Genomic DNA, 14,993 nt, shown 5'->3' on the forward strand with positions numbered 1-14,993 from the left:
AGAGGTGTATGCAAACTTCTGGGAAGGTTGCTTTTTATGGATTTGTATAAAATTCCCTGGAAATACATTGATTCTTTTTATGCGCAATGATACAATATAAATAAACGGCGGCAGAATTTATAGACAGCCAAAAAAAGGAGGAATTTGGATGAATATCTGGCATGACATTTCCCCAAAACGAATCAAGACGGACGATTTTTGTGCAGTTATTGAAATAACTAAGGGAAGCAAAGCAAAATATGAGCTGGATAAGGAGACCGGTTTGCTGTTTTTGGACCGCATTTTGTATACATCCACGCACTATCCGGCCAATTACGGTTTTATCCCGCGCACCTATGCGGAAGATCACGATCCGCTCGACGTCCTCGTGCTTTGTTCCGAGAATATCCATCCGCTTTCCCTGGTGCGGTGTTACCCAATTGGTGTCATCAGCATGGAGGACAACGGTAGTAAAGATGAAAAAATTATTGCCATCCCATTCAATGACCCAACCTACAACGGTTATAAGGACATCAGCGAATTGCCTGCGCATATTTTCGACGAGATGTCCCACTTTTTCTCAGTCTATAAGGCGTTGGAGGGAAAGACGACCGCGATTGACAATGTTTTCGGCGTAGAGCGTGCGAAGGAGATCATACAAGAAAGCATTGAAAGTTATCTGGAGAACTATTGCCGTTGAGCATCAAACGGTGGGCAAGCGCTCGTTGAAAAATTTTTTCATTTGGATTTAAGCAAGGGAAAGCCGCGCCCCGCGCGGCTTTCCCTTGCTATTGGGCGGTGGAAACATGCTGTTCCACCGCCTTTTTCCTTTTTTACTGGTGCATGTTCCTATCCGATCATGGCAATAATGAATGCGAAAGCCGGATGGGAGGAATGCGCTGTGTACAATAAGGTGGATATCTGCGGGGTGAATACCGCAAAGCTCAAAGTTTTGACCGAAAAAGAAAAGACGGAATTGCTGCGCCGTGTCAGGGAAGGGGACAAGCAGGCGCGCGAAGAGCTAATCAATGGAAATTTGCGCTTGGTGCTCAGTGTCATCCAGCGTTTTACAAACCGCGGGGAGAATTTGGACGACCTCTTCCAGGTGGGCTGTATCGGACTCATCAAGGCGATCGATCACTTTGATATGAACCAGGGCGTACGGTTTTCTACTTACGGCGTTCCGATGATCATCGGGGAGATCCGCAGATACCTGCGGGACAACAACAGCATTCGTGTCAGCCGGTCCCTACGCGACACGGCGTATAAGGCGATGCAGGTCAAAGAAAAAATGACCGCGAAAAACAACAAGGAGCCGACCATCGAGGAAATCGCCGAGGAGCTGGATCTCCCAAGGGAGGATGTGGTCCTTGCGCTGGAGTCCATCGTGGAGCCGGTTTCCCTGTACGAGCCGGTTTTTTCCGATGGAGGGGACACCATCTATGTGATGGATCAGGTGGGGGACAACAACGACGACAATAACTGGCTGGATGAAATTGCCCTGAAAGAGGCGATCAGCGACCTGAGCGACCGGGAAAAACGCATTTTATCCATGCGGTTTTTCCAGGGGAAGACCCAGATGGAGGTCGCTTCGGAGATCGGCATCAGCCAGGCGCAGGTATCGCGTCTGGAAAAAGGAGCGCTCGGAAAAATCAAACGGGATATTTGACCGGAAAACAAAAGAGGTTCCGCAGTCCGAACCAAAAGGATCGTCCTGCGGAACCCCAAAGATGAAACATTATAGAAATAGAATGGAAAAATCGAGCACTTTTCAGCCCATCTGCTTTTCGATCGACTCCAGCGTCTGTTCAAAGTCGGCGGCTGTCACCAACATGGAGATTTCCACATCGGAAGTGCTGATGAGGCGAATGTCGGTATTTACCTCTGCGGCCGCTTGTAACACCTTTGCAGCTACGCCGGGCGTGTTCTTCATGCGTTCATCGTGTACTGCGATTTTATAATTGCCGCTGCTGACGATGGTTTTGATATCGTGGTTGTCATACAGGGCGGAGGTGAACTTTAAGATTTTGCCGAGATCCTCGTCGTCGATGGTGAAGGAAATGGTCGTATACGCTCCATGGGAGGGGGCGAGGGAGATCATATCCACATTCACACCCAGGTCGGAAATCTTCTGAAAGATCTTGGCGATGGAATTGAGCGCCACAGGGCAATTTTGCAGGTTGACCAGTGTGATGTCACCGAGGGTTGTAATAACCGTTTGTTCCATGATCGTATCCCCCTTTACTTTAATAGGTCGGACATATCATACAGTCCGGCAGGTTGCTTTGCCAGAAATACCGCTGCGTTGATCGAGCCGTTGGCAAAAATCTCTTTTGACTGTGCGGAATGGGAAAGGGTGATGACCTCATGCGGCCCGGCGAAAATCACTTCGTGCTCGCCGACGATGGTACCGCCGCGCACGGAATGCATCCCGATTTCATTCTTATCGCGCTTTTTGCGCTGGGAATGGCGGTCGTACATATACGTCATCTGGCGGTCTTCGACGGAAGAAATCGCGTCTGCGATCATGAGCGCGGTCCCGCTGGGGGCGTCAATTTTCTGGTTGTGATGCTTTTCGATAATCTCAATGTCAAAATCTTCGCCCAAAACCTGTGCCGCTTTCTTGGAGAGTCCAATCAGCAGGTTGATCCCCAAGCTCATATTGCCGGAATAAAACACCGGAATCTTGTGCGAGGCCTGCTTTAGCGCATTGACCTGATCGTGGTTATATCCCGTGGTACAGAGCACCAGGGGAAGCTTATGTTCTAAACCAAACTGCAATAGGGGAGAGAGCAGCGCCGGATGGGAGAAATCAATCACAACGTCCGCTTCCTCTTGCACCTCGGAAGGGGAGGCATGGACGGGAAAATCCCCAAAGGGATCGGTGTGAATGTCAATTCCAGCGACAATTTTGCAGTCTTCCCGTTCTTTCACACATGCGGCGATGACACGGCCCATTTTGCCGTTGCATCCGCAGAGAAGAATCCTTGTCATTTTACGTCCTCCGAATGGTAATGGTTTCTTAGATCAACTGATACTTTTTGAGAACTTCACGGAGCTGATTGAGCGCCGCCTCGCTCATGGTGGTCAGAGGCAAACGGCAGTCGCCCACATCAAAGCCCATCTCGTTCATAGCGGCTTTGACCGGGATCGGGTTGACGTCCATGAAGAGCGCGTTCATCAATTCCACATATTTGAGCGTCAGCTCGCGGCTCTTCGCCGCATCTCCGGAAAGGAACGATGCACAGAGGTCGTGCATCTCCTGCGGCAAAACATTGGCAAACACGGAGATCACACCTTTACCGCCCAATGCGAGCATCGGGAGGGTCTGATCATCGTTGCCGGAATAGACATAGAAATCGTCCCCGCAGAGCGCGATCGTCTTGGCCACCGAAGAAATGTCCCCGTTGGCCTCTTTGACCGCATTCAGATTTGGATGCTTGGAGAGTTCCAAATACGTCTCCGGTTTGATATTGCATCCGGTGCGGGAGGGCACGTTGTACACGATGATCGGCAGGTTCACACGGTCTGCGATGTATGTATAATGGCGAACGAGACCCGCCTGGGAAGTCTTGTTGTAATAGGGGGTTACCGAGAGAAGAGCGTCCGCGCCCATACGCTCCGCCTCCTGGGAGAGCTGTACGGCATAGGCGGTATCGTTGCTGCCCGTGCTGGCGATGACTGGGACGCGCTTATTTACCTTTTGGATCACGTATTCCAGCGCTTTGCAGTGTTCCTCGTGGTTCAGGACAGGGGATTCGCCGGTCGTTGCGCAGGCGATGATGGCGTCGGTGCCGTGGCTAATCTGGAATTCGATCAGCTCCCCAAATTTTTCATAATTGATGGAGCCGTCCTTGTGCATGGGCGTGACCAGCGCCACGCCGGAACCGGTATAGACGAGTTTCTTCATAATAGGGCCTCCAATTCATGATTCAGAAATGGGAATTGCATGTATCGGTGTTCCTTTGGATCAGTCCAAATATCCCTTTGCGCAGAGCAGCTCCGCCATCAGGACCGCGCCGCCCGCCGCGCCGCGCAGGGTATTGTGGGAGAGGCAGACAAACTTGATGTCATACTGCGTATCCGGACGCAGACGGCCGATGGAGACCGCCATGCCGTTCTCCAGGTTGCGGTCCAGGCGGGACTGCGGGCGGTCGTCCTCGCGGAAGTAGTGCAGGAACTGCTTGGGTGCGCTCGGCAGCTGGAGCTCCTGGGGAACGCCCTTGTACGTTTCCCAACGATGGATGATTTCCTCGAGTTCGATCTTCTTCTCATAGGAGACAAACACCGCTGCGGTGTGGCCGTCGGAGACCGGTACGCGCAGGCACTGCGAGGTGATGCACGGGGAGGTGGCGTTTACGATCTTGCCGTCCTCCACATGGCCCCAGATCTTGAGGGGTTCCTGCTCGGACTTTTCCTCTTCGCCGCCGATGTAGGGGATGACATTGTCGAGGCTTTCCGGCCAGGTCTTGAAGGTTTTTCCAGCGCCGGAGATGGCCTGGTAGGTGCAGGCGAGCACATTTGTAACGTTGAGGTCCATCAGCGGATGGATTGCCGGGACGTAGCTCTGCAGCGAGCAGTTGGATTTGACGGAAATAAAGCCGCGCTTTGTTCCAAGGCGCTTGCGCTGTGCGTCGATCACAGCGGCGTGGTCCGCATTGATTTCCGGGATGATCATCGGGACATCCGGCGTCCCGCGATGCGCGCTGTTGTTGGACATGACCGGGCATTCCGCCTTTGCATAGGCCTCTTCCAGCGCTTTAATTTCATCTTTCTTCATGTTGACCGCGCAGAAGACAAAGTCTACCATCGAAGCGATCTTTTCCACGTCGGCGGTGGCGTCGAGGATGACCATGTTTTTCATGGATTCCGGCATGGGCGTGCTCATGGCCCAGCGGTCTCCCACAGCCTCCTCATAGGTTTTGCCGGCGGACCGGCCGCTCGCAGCGAGCGCTTTGACGTGAAACCAGGGATGATTTTCCAAGAGCGTTGCAAACCGTTGGCCTACCATGCCGGTTGCTCCGATGATTCCAACCTGATATGTTTTCATGACACATTTCCTCCTATATGATGATATGGGAATAACGAAAGAGAAAGAACCTGACAGGGAGAAAAGACAAAATGGAGAGAATCGGAATGAAACAGATTTCTGTCTTCATAAGCCTGAAACAAGAATCTTTCTTTCCAAAACCGGCTTGGATATGCATCCAAACCTGTGGAAAGTTCTACATTTTTCAGAAGATGCTCCAAAGAGAGGCGGCTCCTGCAAAATACAATAAAAAAACCGGTTGAAAACCGGTCATCAAATCAATATAATAGAACTTGCTCGGTATTCCCAATGGGACATACTGCCGATAGCGCTCCACCATAAATCTTATGATGACAGTTGCAGCGTTTTTCACTGCTGCCCCCAGAAGAACGCCGGCCAAACGCCGTTCTCCTTCGGCGGTTTTCCCTTTCGCAGGCGTTCCCGGGTTTTGGCCCCCTCCCGCGTGCTACTCTTTAAAACCGCACCTCTATCTTCCTTACTATTCAAGTTATCACCATCATACCATGCACGTTCAGGGTTGTCAATTTATTCTTTGTTAAAGTTTTTCCCTCTTCTTTGTACGATTTACAGGAAAGAGAATTTATAAATTTTAGGAGCATTCAAAAATGGAAGAGACAAAACGCAATTGGAGTACCCACGATTTTTATTACGACCTGCCCAAGGAACTGATCGCCCAGACCCCGCTGGAGCCGAGGGATTCTTCGCGGCTACTTGTCTTACATAAAGAGACGGGAGAGATGGAGCACCGGCATTTTTACGATGTAATCGATTATTTGAACCCTGGGGATTGCCTGGTTTTGAACGACTCCCGCGTCCTTCCGGCACGGCTTTATGGGATCAAAGATGGGACAGGTGCCAAGGTGGAATTCCTTCTGCTGACCCATCGGGAAGGGGATACCTGGGAGGTACTCACCGGGCCCGGAAAGCGCGCAAAGCCGGGCACGCATTTTACATTCGGCGACGGTCTCCTACGCGCGGACGTCCTGGACGTCGTGGAGGACGGCAACCGGATTGTAGAATTCCACTATGAGGGGAATTTCTATGCGATTCTGGATCAAATTGGACAGATGCCGCTGCCGCATTACATCACAGAAGACCTCAAGGATAAGGAACGCTACCAGAATGTTTATTCAAAGGAAGTGGGTTCGGCCGCCGCGCCGACGGCAGGGCTTCACTTTACGCCCGAGCTTTTGGAGCGCATCCGGCAAAAGGGGATTAAAACCGCTTTTGTAACCCTCCATGTGGGGTTAGGAACGTTCCGCCCGGTGACGGTCGAGAATGTTTCCGACCACAAGATGCATTCCGAACACTATGCGATGAACAAAGAGACGGCGGACCTCATCAATGAGACAAAGCGCAACGGTGGACGTGTCATTGCAGTTGGGACAACCAGCTGCCGCACGCTGGAATCCATTGCCTTGAAGGAGGGCGGCATCCGGGAGAGCGCCGGATGGACCGATATCTTCATCTATCCCGGCTTCCAATTCCGGGTGCTGGACGGGCTGATTACCAATTTCCATTTGCCGGAGAGCACGCTGATCATGCTGGTTTCCGCTTTGGCCGGATACGACAATATCATGCGCGCCTATCGCACAGCGGTACAGGAGAAATACCGGTTTTTCAGCTTTGGAGATGCGATGTTTATTGGAAGCATGAAAGAACTGGACGATAAGAAGTAGCTGAAAAGCCCTGAAACCAAGCGGTTTCGGGGCTTTTTTCTCATTCTGTGGATTTGTAGGAAAATTGTATTTCGAGGCCGTTTTTGAAGAGAATTGAGGTGGTAAGTCCATCTTTTATACAAATGCTCCCAAGTGGGTTGTTACCGCAACTGAAGAGCCGCCTGAGCCAAAAGCATTTTACACAACCGGCAGCAAGCCCCATGAGCGAGTACGAAGAGGAAACGCTTGGTACAAAAGGAACACGCTTGGAGAAAACGACCCAAGAGGTATTCTCTGTAAGCCTTGTCCGGTCTGCGGTTATGAATACGGGAGCGGTTGGCAGAAGGTGGAGGTTCCACAGGAAGTCATTGATTGGCTCATGGCTCTGCCGGACACGGAAAATACACCCGCTTGGGTGTGAGGAGGCGGTCTGATGGACAAGGTTGTGGTGACGGCCGCAGACATAGAGCTGCTGCTGAAATGGAGAGATCAGCACCCTGATGAGGTAAGGAACCACCCGGCTCCGCTGAAGGCGGTAGAGATTGTTGTTGAAACCAACGGGTGGCATATCAAAACCTGCTCGACCTGAAAAAAGACGAAATCATCCTTGCTGGGATTTTGACGAGGGCAGAGGCCGCAGTCCCAGCTACGATATGGGAGTACCGTGTGGTCATCGTGGAACACCTGAAGAAGACAGTTCCCGTTGTGGCCGCAAGCTGGGCCGAGGCAACGATGAAGGTGCAGGAGGCTTGGGAGAACGGAGATCATGTCCTCGGAGCAGAGCACTTTGCAGGAGTGACCTTTACGCTTGGCAGCTGAGATGGAAACGGAGGAGCAGCATGGGGAAGAACGGCTACCTTGACCGGAGAAAAGTCCGGGATGATGTGATGCAGGACGCCATCAAGCAGACCTATATGCAGTACATGACCGATATGCTCATCCTGACCCTGAATGACCCAGAGGTTATGGGGAAAGATGTTTTCGGCTACAAGCGGCTGAAGAAGGTGTTGGATGCGTGGGGACGGTACTACGATCAGTTCTTTGACGCTCTGACCAAGAACCCGGAGGCCGACTACGCAAGAGAAAAGATGGACGCTGCGATGAAGCACATCGTTGGAACCAACGGCGACTTCATCCCGTTTGAACAGCGGTATGAATGGCTACCGCAAATCACATACGGAAAGAAACGGTAAACTTCTTATCGTTTCGCACCAAAAACTGATTGCAAAAAAGGAAGTAATCTGGTAGAATGATTATGGGGAATGATACATTCCTCGGAAGGATGTGCCGAATGGTAATCAGATACGCAAAAGAGGCCGTGAAATTTCTAAACAAGCTCGAAAAGAAATCGGTTGAGCGCATAAAGAAAGCCATAGAGGGATTAACCCAAACCCCTCCAGCGGGTGATATTAAGCCCATGCAGGGGAGCAAAGATGGCCGAATGAGGTTACGAGTCGGAGATTGGCGCATAATATACAAGTACGGTGCCGAGCAAGAGATTGAGATACTGTTCGTTCTCGAAATCGGAAACCGTGGCGACATCTATAAATAGGGAGGTAGCGATATGTCTAACATGGCTATGGAAGCTGCTCGCTTGATGGATATGCTACCTGAGAGCGACCAGAACTTTGCTTATGAGTTCATCAAGAAACTGGTTCGAGCGTGGGACCCGGACTTCACCAAGCTCACGCCGGAAGAGGCCCGTCGAGTAGACGAAGCTGAGAAAGGCGAGTTCATTGACGCAAGAGATATTGACTGGTCAAAGATCGGTCGGTAATCATCCAAGACAAAAGCCCCTATCCGGGGCTTTTTTGCTGATAGAATATAAAACCTCACAGTAGTCCCCATGGAGTAATCCAGAGGCTACCAGAGGGTTCTGGAGGAAGAATTTTGTTACATATTCAAGGTAATTACCGGTCTGGTATCATGACTCCCGTAAGCATCGGAGACGCCATGTTGATCGACTGAACAGCTCCTGCGCAGAAGAAACTCTGTGAAGCAGGAACCCCAAAATAGCATTCCATAGATCTTGCATTTAAATAGGCGGATACAAATAAAGCAGGGAGTGGCCCCCTTTCTTCGATAGGGGACGCTCCCTGCTTTTTGCGTTATTGTGAAGTTATCTGGCGGTATTGGTTGCGCGTTTATGGGCGTCTCTGCGGCGATGGATCCACTGAATCAGCGCGGTTGCGCCGCGTTCTATCAAGAAGCTGAGCAGAGCAAAACCAGCAAATAGGAGTAAGGTCTCTGTGGTGGGGAGGGAGACCTGGAGAAGCTTGTGGAACAGGAGAACCGCTGCATAAAATCCAACCGTCATAGTGGAGCAAAGGAACACCCGCAGCTTGTTCAAAGGCCAACTCGCCTTGAATACCGCCTGGATTCCAACGGTTCCGACTAGCAAATAAAGGAGTATACTGGACTGTTCCACAGAAATTTGCAACAGCGGCGATACTCCGAGAAAAACAAGGAAACAAACCAAAATTGAGATCGCATTTGGCAAGGCGCGCGCCATGACGGAGGGCAGGAACCGTCCGGATACTTTCCTGCTGTCCGGTTCAAAGGACATAAAGAAGGACGGATAGCCTTCAATAACCAAGTCGATCAGCGTGATTTGGATCGGGACAAAGGGGAACGGGATGTTTAGCAGGAGGCACACGATGGAGAGCAAAACGGAATAGATCGTTTTGACAAAGAATATCCCCGCCACCCGCGTGATGTTGTTGACCACCCGCCTGCCTTCGCTCAAAACAGAGGGGAGGGAGGAAAAATCGGAATTCAACAAAACCACTTGCGATACCTGCCGGGCGGCGTCGCTGCCCTCCGCAATGGCAATGCTGCAATCGGCCTCCCGCAGGGCGAGAAGGTCGTTTACCCCATCGCCGGTCATGGCTACCGAATGCCCGTGCTTTTGTAGGGACTGTACGATTTGCTTCTTTTGCAAGGGGGATACGCGCCCAAAGATCGAATACTCCTGGACCGCTTTTTCCAGATCAGCCTCTTCTGTCACACTGCTCATGTCGATAAAACGGCCGGCGTCGGGAAACCCTGCCTTCGCCGCTAAAGCGGATACGGTTACCGGGTTATCTCCCGAGATAAGCTTTAAGTCTACACCCTCCTGTTGGAAGTAAGCCAAGGTTTCCGCGGCATTGGGGCGGATAGGGTCAGAGATCACGATGGATGCAAGCACGTGTATTTCTGGCAGCGGCTTGTCCGGCGAAACGGGTTCCGACGTAATCCCGGCTAAGAGGATACGTTTCCCCGCGTTGAGTTCCTTTTCGAAATGGTCCCCCAGCTCAGGACCAGCTAGGCGTTCCGGAGCGCCGACAACAAAGGTGAACTCCTCGAATGCAATCGCGCTCCATTTCCGATCGGAAGAGAATGGAATCTTTTGTACGGGCGGAAAGCTTTCCTTTTGTGCGAAATGCGCTTGCAGGGCCTGGAACGTCGCGTTGTTGTCATCTGTATAGTGGAGAAAGGAGCCGATGATTTCATCAAACGGCATCGAACGCCCAATATCGGTCAGACGCACCTCTTCTACCTGCATTTTGCCCTCGGTCAGCGTACCGGTTTTGTCCAGGCATAAAGTGTCCACATGCGCCAACGTCTCCAGGGCAAACAGCTCCTGCACCAACACTTTCTTCTTGGAAAGCGCAATGATCCCTACGGCAAGGCTGATGCTGATGAGCAGCACCAGGCCCTTTGGCAGCATACCGAGAAGCCCAGCGGCAGTCGACACAACCGCATGGTTGATCGGGTCACCGCGCAAATAGAATGCCTCGAGGAACAGGAGAATCCCCAAAGGAGGAATCAAGTAGCCTGTAAATCGGGTGACTTTACGCATGGAAGAAAGCAGTTCGGAATGTACGCCACGCAGCTTTTTGGCCTCATGAGCGATCTTGGAAGCGTAATTTTCCATCCCCACATGTTCCACGCAGGCACGGCATTTTCCGCTGATAATGAAACTTCCGGATAAAAGATGGTCTCCGGCAGCTTTCCGTATGGGATCGGATTCGCCGGTTAAGAGGGATTCATTCACTTCGACCGCCCCGGACAGGATTACAGAATCGGAGCAAACCTGGTTCCCTCCGCTCAATTCCATGACGTCTTCCTCGACCAGCTCATACACCGGGATTTCCGAAAGCTTCCCATCCCGGACCACCTTTGCCATCGGCATGGATAAGAGGGAGAGTTTGTCCACAAGCCTTTTTGCGTGGATTTCCTGGGCAATGCCGATCAGCGTATTGAGGGCAATGATCAGAATAAAGAGCATGTTGGACCACGCGCCGACAAGCGCCAAGGCCACGGCGATCAGCACGTTAAACAAATTAAACAATGTGCAGATATTGTCCTTCAAAATTTGCCCGGTTGTTTTGGTTACTTTTTCCGGTTCGGTGTTCTGTCGTCCGTCGCGTCGTTTTTCTTCGACCTGTTCGGAAGTTAGTCCTAAGTTGCTGTCAGGAGAAAAATGTGTCATAGAGCGGCCTCATTTCCATTTATTTTGCACGGTTTACTCGAGCTATCATAACAGGGATTTTTAACGAAAGTATAAACAAAGTAGATATGCTCCAAATTTAATCCTTATAAAAGTCTAGTATTTCACGTATTGTGACGAAAGTCCTATTACAAGCCCATATACTTATAAACTTCATCCATGAAGCTTCTTATTGCCTTTTCTGCAAAGTGCTGCCGATCCATCATTGCGCTGGCAGAAGGGGATAAAACGCTTTTTCGTTTCATCTGAACCAAAGTGGTCCACCTGTCGGTTGTCATTTGACTGGAAACGAAAAGAACCTTTCTCTCTCTTTGTTTCATGGACGAGCCTATCATTATTGTTATATGGGGAAGGTTTGTATCGTGTAGATAACCATAAATCTTATATGGCCATTCCATTGGCTCTCAGCGCTTATTATAGTATAGGCATATACAGAAATCAACAGAGCAGAAATAGCTGCTAAAAATGAACCATTTGACGGAGTGTTTGGCTGAATGGAACGGGATGCAGAAAGAAAATTTGCAGTTCTCCTCAAAAAGGACTTGAAAATACCCTATGGGGGTATTATAATAGAGACAAATCCAAAATACCCTAAGGGGGTATTTGAAAGGAGATATTCGGATGAACCAGCAGCAAGAATCTTTACAACCGTCCAATGAAACCACTGCATGCGGTTGCCATTATAAAGCGACACCCCGCGGGGACCAGGAATTGCGCCAATTGCAAAACCGTTTGAAGCGGATGATTGGGCAGCTCAACGGCATTGGGAAGATGTTGGAAGACAACCGCTATTGCGGGGATATCCTGGTGCAGGTTGCTGCTGTGGAAAGCGCGCTGCAGGCATTTGGTTACCTGGTCCTTCAGGACCATCTGGAAACCTGCGTCGTGGAGCAGATTCGGCAGGGCAACACACAGGTGGTCGATGAAGCATTGGAACTGATTAAGAAATTGAAGTGATAGAGGAGGGAAGAGATTATGAAAACAGAAAAATACAATGTCACCGGCATGACCTGTGCGGCCTGTCAAGCGAATGTCACGCGGTGCGTGCAAAAGCTGGAGGGGGTCGAGGACGTCAATGTCAGCCTTTTGGCGAACCAGATGACAGTTTCCTACGATGAGGCGCAGGTCCACCCGGAGGAGATCATCGCAGCGGTCCAGAAGATCGGCTATGGCGCGGCCTTGCCGCAGCAAACGGAGACCAAGGAGAGCGGATTCCGCAGCGAATGGCAGGCGCGAAAAGACCGGGCGGAAGAAAGCCGGAAAAGTATGAAGCACCGGCTGGTAACGTCGGTCGTTTTATTGATCCCACTGATGTATGTCGCCATGGGGCCGATGATGGGGCTGCCAGCTCCAAGTTTTTTGGTCGGGACAGAAAATGCCTTGATTTCTGCTCTGACGCAGCTCTTGATTACGATTCCCATTCTGTTTATCAACCGGCACTTTTTCCAGAATGGGTTCAAGTCTCTATTTCATCGGGCGCCCAATATGGATTCCCTGGTTGCGATTGGATCGGGCGCTTCGCTCGTCTACGGGATTTTTGCCATGTTCCGAATGGCCTACGGGTTCGGCCATGGGGATATGGCGTTGGTGCATGAATACGCACATGCCCTCTATTTTGAATCCGCCGCAATGATCTTGACCCTGGTGACCGTCGGCAAGTATTTGGAGGCAAAGTCCAAATCCAAGACCTCGGATGCGCTGGGGAAACTGGTGGATCTGGCGCCGAAAAATGCGGTGGTTATCCGCGGCGGCGTGGAACAGACCATCCCGGCGGAGCAGGTCATCGCCGGGGATATAGTCGTCATCCGCCCAGGCGAAGGCATCCCGGTGGACGGTGTGGTCATAGAGGGTCACGGCTATGTGGATCAAGCGGCCATTACCGGGGAGAGCATCCCGGTAGAGAAAAATCCCGGCGATCCGGTGATCTCCGCCACCATCAATAAAAATGGAACATTTCGGTTCCAAGCATCCAAGGTTGGCGAGGATACAACGCTTTCCCAGATCATCCGGCTGGTGGACGAAGCGGGCAATTCCAAAGCGCCGATCGCGCGGCTGGCGGATAAGGTCAGCGGCGTATTCGTACCAACGGTGATCGGGATCGCCATTGTCACCGCCATTGTCTGGCTATTGGTGGGGCAAAGCTTTGAATTTGCCCTGTCGAACGCCATCTCCGTGCTGGTGATCTCCTGCCCGTGCGCACTGGGACTGGCCACGCCGGTGGCCATCATGGTCGGAACGGGGAAGGCCGCCGAGATGGGCATTTTGATCAAATCCGCTGAAAGCCTGGAGAATCTTCATGCGGTAGATACCATCGTGTTGGATAAAACCGGAACCATTACCTCCGGCCATCCGTCCGTGACCGACATTGTCGTGCTGGATGCTGCCATGACGGAGCAGACCTTCCTGGAAGAGGCTGCGGCGGTTGAGACCGGCAGCGAGCATCCCCTGGCGCAGGCCGTGGTAGAACGCGCCCAGCAATCCGGTATCTCGATTCCCAAAGCGGAGGCGTTTGAGGCGCAAGCAGGCCGCGGCGTCCGTGCAACGGTCCGCGGGCATGCATACCTGGCTGGCAATGTGGCGTTCATGGAGGAAAATAACCTTCTGGTAAAGGATGCCGCGGCGCAAAAAGCCCGCGATGCCGTTACCAAGTTGGCAGAGGAAGGAAAGACTCCGCTTCTGTTCGCGCGGGACGGCAAGATTGTCGGAATGATTGCCGTGGCCGATACGGTGCGTGCATCCAGCCGGGCGGCGATCCAGCAGTTTTCCAAGATGGGCCTGCACGTCGTGATGCTGACAGGCGATAACCGGGTGACCGCGGAGGCCATCCGCAAGGAGCTCGGCATCGAGAAGGCCATATCGGATGTACTGCCGACCGAAAAGGAGGCCAACATCCGGGCCTTGCAGGAACAGGGGCATAAGGTCGCCATGGTGGGCGACGGAATCAACGATGCACCCGCGTTGACCCGCGCGGATATCGGCATCGCGATCGGCGCTGGTACGGATATTGCCATCGAGTCGGCGGACGTAGTTTTGATGAAGGATTCCCTGGAGGATGTGGCGACAGCGATCGACTTGAGCCGCGCTGTAGTGCGAAACATCCACATGAACCTGTTTTGGGCCTTTTTCTATAACATCCTGGGTATCCCGGTTGCAGCGGGCGTCCTGTTCCCTGCATTTGGCCTGCGCTTGAGCCCGATGATCGGTTCAGCGGCCATGAGCTTGAGCTCGGTCTGTGTTGTAACCAACGCCCTGCGCCTCCGCTTCTTCAAACGGAAGGGGATGGAGCCACAGGTCGCAGAACCCCCGGCAGCCTCTCTGCCGGAGATAAACCATCCTTCAGTTCCTGTTGTGCAGGAATTGAACCAACAGAAAGGAACGATTGAAATGAAAAAAGTATTGGTTGTAGAAGGCATGATGTGTGCGCACTGCCAGATGCATGTACAAAAGGCGCTGGAGGGCGTGGACGGTGTGCAGGAAGCGGTGGTGGACCTGGAGAAGAAAACAGCCACGGTTTCCCTTGCGAAAGAGGTATCCGATCAGGTTCTGATGGATGCGGTAAAAGACGCGGGATACACCCCGGTCAGCTGTACAGAGGAATAAGAAACAATCAAGCAACGGAACCCCGAAGGACAGCCTCCGGGGTTCCGTTGTTTCAAGGAATGCAGAAAAACTTCTGAAATATACGGTGTTGTTTAATTATTATGTTTAAGGCGATAAACAGCTGCCAACCCAGACAAGAGGAAGGAAAACGGGTAGATAGGCGTTGCATTGCAGACACGACTACAGTATAATAAAAGTTCAAGATTGCCAAAAA

Annotated in this window: 17 protein-coding genes and 1 riboswitch; of the genes, 12 read left to right on the forward strand and 5 right to left on the reverse strand. The window is 51.8% G+C overall.

Translation table 11 applies throughout. The features are described from left to right. Positions 1–148 precede the first annotated feature (148 nt). Positions 149–679 carry an inorganic diphosphatase gene (locus I2E77_RS05955; protein ID WP_087233351.1) on the forward strand — a complete coding sequence of 177 codons (531 nt, stop codon included), beginning with the start codon at positions 149–151 and terminating at the stop codon, positions 677–679. 201 nt (positions 680–880) lie between these two features. Next, entirely contained in the window at positions 881–1,648 is a 768-nt protein-coding gene (gene sigG / locus I2E77_RS05960; protein ID WP_172749656.1) for an RNA polymerase sporulation sigma factor SigG, read from the forward strand. A gap of 102 nt (positions 1,649–1,750) precedes the next feature. Here the strand turns inward: sigG and I2E77_RS05965 are convergent, their stop codons facing one another. The 4 genes from I2E77_RS05965 to asd are packed head-to-tail and all read right to left on the reverse strand — an operon-like array spanning position 1,751 to position 5,029. Further along, positions 1,751–2,206: an ACT domain-containing protein gene (locus I2E77_RS05965; RefSeq protein ID WP_195450811.1), complete on the reverse strand. Its 456-nt coding sequence runs from the start codon at positions 2,204–2,206 to the stop codon at positions 1,751–1,753. A gap of 14 nt (positions 2,207–2,220) precedes the next feature. Beyond that, a complete protein-coding gene (dapB, locus tag I2E77_RS05970; RefSeq protein WP_195450812.1) occupies positions 2,221–2,973 on the reverse strand; it encodes a 4-hydroxy-tetrahydrodipicolinate reductase in 753 nt (250 codons plus the stop codon). Positions 2,974–3,001: 28 nt separating this feature from the next. Continuing rightward, the gene (dapA, locus tag I2E77_RS05975; RefSeq protein ID WP_087233360.1) at positions 3,002–3,889 is read right to left on the reverse strand and encodes a 4-hydroxy-tetrahydrodipicolinate synthase; all 888 of its coding nucleotides are present in this window, start codon (positions 3,887–3,889) and stop codon (positions 3,002–3,004) included. 60 nt (positions 3,890–3,949) lie between these two features. After that, complete coding sequence (gene asd, locus I2E77_RS05980) at positions 3,950–5,029, reverse strand: aspartate-semialdehyde dehydrogenase (protein WP_191362805.1); 1,080 nt, start codon at positions 5,027–5,029, stop codon at positions 3,950–3,952. 86 nt (positions 5,030–5,115) lie between these two features. Here asd and I2E77_RS13900 point away from each other — a divergent pair, with 86 nt between their 5' ends. The 7 genes from I2E77_RS13900 to I2E77_RS06015 all read left to right on the forward strand — a co-directional run bounded on the left by I2E77_RS13900 (position 5,116) and on the right by I2E77_RS06015 (position 8,464). Continuing rightward, positions 5,116–5,271: a hypothetical protein gene (locus I2E77_RS13900; RefSeq protein ID WP_237966552.1), complete on the forward strand. Its 156-nt coding sequence runs from the start codon at positions 5,116–5,118 to the stop codon at positions 5,269–5,271. 55 nt (positions 5,272–5,326) lie between these two features. Continuing rightward, a riboswitch (Lysine riboswitch) is annotated at positions 5,327–5,506 on the reverse strand. 128 nt (positions 5,507–5,634) lie between these two features. Then, positions 5,635–6,708 (forward strand): tRNA preQ1(34) S-adenosylmethionine ribosyltransferase-isomerase QueA, encoded by a 1,074-nt coding sequence (gene queA, locus I2E77_RS05990; protein WP_195450813.1) that lies wholly within the window; start codon positions 5,635–5,637, stop codon positions 6,706–6,708. 412 nt (positions 6,709–7,120) lie between these two features. Continuing rightward, entirely contained in the window at positions 7,121–7,276 is a 156-nt protein-coding gene (locus I2E77_RS05995; protein WP_195450814.1) for a hypothetical protein, read from the forward strand. Beyond that, complete coding sequence (locus I2E77_RS06000) at positions 7,249–7,506, forward strand: DpnD/PcfM family protein (protein ID WP_195450815.1); 258 nt, start codon at positions 7,249–7,251, stop codon at positions 7,504–7,506. The genes I2E77_RS05995 and I2E77_RS06000 overlap by 28 nt, the downstream gene beginning before the upstream one ends. A gap of 20 nt (positions 7,507–7,526) precedes the next feature. Further along, a complete protein-coding gene (locus I2E77_RS06005) occupies positions 7,527–7,880 on the forward strand; it encodes a hypothetical protein (protein ID WP_191395466.1) in 354 nt (117 codons plus the stop codon). Positions 7,881–7,978: 98 nt separating this feature from the next. Beyond that, positions 7,979–8,239, forward strand: a complete 261-nt coding sequence (locus I2E77_RS06010) for a type II toxin-antitoxin system RelE family toxin (protein ID WP_191395465.1) — start codon at positions 7,979–7,981, stop codon at positions 8,237–8,239. 45 nt (positions 8,240–8,284) lie between these two features. Continuing rightward, positions 8,285–8,464: a hypothetical protein gene (locus I2E77_RS06015; RefSeq protein ID WP_330396773.1), complete on the forward strand. Its 180-nt coding sequence runs from the start codon at positions 8,285–8,287 to the stop codon at positions 8,462–8,464. A 342-nt stretch (positions 8,465–8,806) separates the two neighbouring features. On the opposite strand, the gene I2E77_RS06020 is transcribed toward I2E77_RS06015, so the two are convergent. Beyond that, complete coding sequence (locus I2E77_RS06020) at positions 8,807–11,161, reverse strand: cation-translocating P-type ATPase (RefSeq protein WP_195450816.1); 2,355 nt, start codon at positions 11,159–11,161, stop codon at positions 8,807–8,809. Between the two features lie 512 nt (positions 11,162–11,673). Here I2E77_RS06020 and I2E77_RS06025 point away from each other — a divergent pair. The 3 genes from I2E77_RS06025 to I2E77_RS06035 are packed head-to-tail and all read left to right on the forward strand — an operon-like array spanning position 11,674 to position 14,779. After that, positions 11,674–11,838: a hypothetical protein gene (locus I2E77_RS06025; protein WP_195450817.1), complete on the forward strand. Its 165-nt coding sequence runs from the start codon at positions 11,674–11,676 to the stop codon at positions 11,836–11,838. Then, entirely contained in the window at positions 11,801–12,136 is a 336-nt protein-coding gene (locus tag I2E77_RS06030; RefSeq protein ID WP_191448219.1) for a metal-sensing transcriptional repressor, read from the forward strand. Before I2E77_RS06025 ends, I2E77_RS06030 begins: the two co-directional genes overlap by 38 nt. 18 nt (positions 12,137–12,154) lie before the next feature. Then, positions 12,155–14,779, forward strand: coding sequence for a heavy metal translocating P-type ATPase (locus I2E77_RS06035; protein ID WP_191395957.1), 2,625 nt, complete (start codon positions 12,155–12,157; stop codon positions 14,777–14,779). Positions 14,780–14,993: the final 214 nt, after the last annotated feature.

The sequence above is a fragment of the Anaeromassilibacillus sp. 1001302B_160321_C8 genome, from assembly GCF_015554745.1.
In the GTDB taxonomy this organism is placed as follows: Bacteria; Bacillota; Clostridia; order Oscillospirales; family Acutalibacteraceae; genus Anaeromassilibacillus; species Anaeromassilibacillus stercoravium.

Coding starts and splice junctions, on each gene's coding strand:
- I2E77_RS05955 (WP_087233351.1), top strand. CDS start 149: ATGAATATCTGGCATGACATTTCCCCAAAACGAATCAAGACGGACGAT.
- I2E77_RS05965 (WP_195450811.1), bottom strand. CDS start 2,206: ATGGAACAAACGGTTATTACAACCCTCGGTGACATCACACTGGTCAAC.
- dapB (WP_195450812.1), bottom strand. CDS start 2,973: ATGACAAGGATTCTTCTCTGCGGATGCAACGGCAAAATGGGCCGTGTC.
- dapA (WP_087233360.1), bottom strand. CDS start 3,889: ATGAAGAAACTCGTCTATACCGGTTCCGGCGTGGCGCTGGTCACGCCC.
- asd (WP_191362805.1), bottom strand. CDS start 5,029: ATGAAAACATATCAGGTTGGAATCATCGGAGCAACCGGCATGGTAGGC.
- I2E77_RS13900 (WP_237966552.1), top strand. CDS start 5,116: ATGAAACAGATTTCTGTCTTCATAAGCCTGAAACAAGAATCTTTCTTT.
- queA (WP_195450813.1), top strand. CDS start 5,635: ATGGAAGAGACAAAACGCAATTGGAGTACCCACGATTTTTATTACGAC.
- I2E77_RS05995 (WP_195450814.1), top strand. CDS start 7,121: ATGGACAAGGTTGTGGTGACGGCCGCAGACATAGAGCTGCTGCTGAAA.
- I2E77_RS06005 (WP_191395466.1), top strand. CDS start 7,527: ATGGGGAAGAACGGCTACCTTGACCGGAGAAAAGTCCGGGATGATGTG.
- I2E77_RS06010 (WP_191395465.1), top strand. CDS start 7,979: ATGGTAATCAGATACGCAAAAGAGGCCGTGAAATTTCTAAACAAGCTC.
- I2E77_RS06015 (WP_330396773.1), top strand. CDS start 8,285: ATGGATATGCTACCTGAGAGCGACCAGAACTTTGCTTATGAGTTCATC.
- I2E77_RS06020 (WP_195450816.1), bottom strand. CDS start 11,161: ATGACACATTTTTCTCCTGACAGCAACTTAGGACTAACTTCCGAACAG.
- I2E77_RS06025 (WP_195450817.1), top strand. CDS start 11,674: ATGGAACGGGATGCAGAAAGAAAATTTGCAGTTCTCCTCAAAAAGGAC.
- I2E77_RS06030 (WP_191448219.1), top strand. CDS start 11,801: ATGAACCAGCAGCAAGAATCTTTACAACCGTCCAATGAAACCACTGCA.
- I2E77_RS06035 (WP_191395957.1), top strand. CDS start 12,155: ATGAAAACAGAAAAATACAATGTCACCGGCATGACCTGTGCGGCCTGT.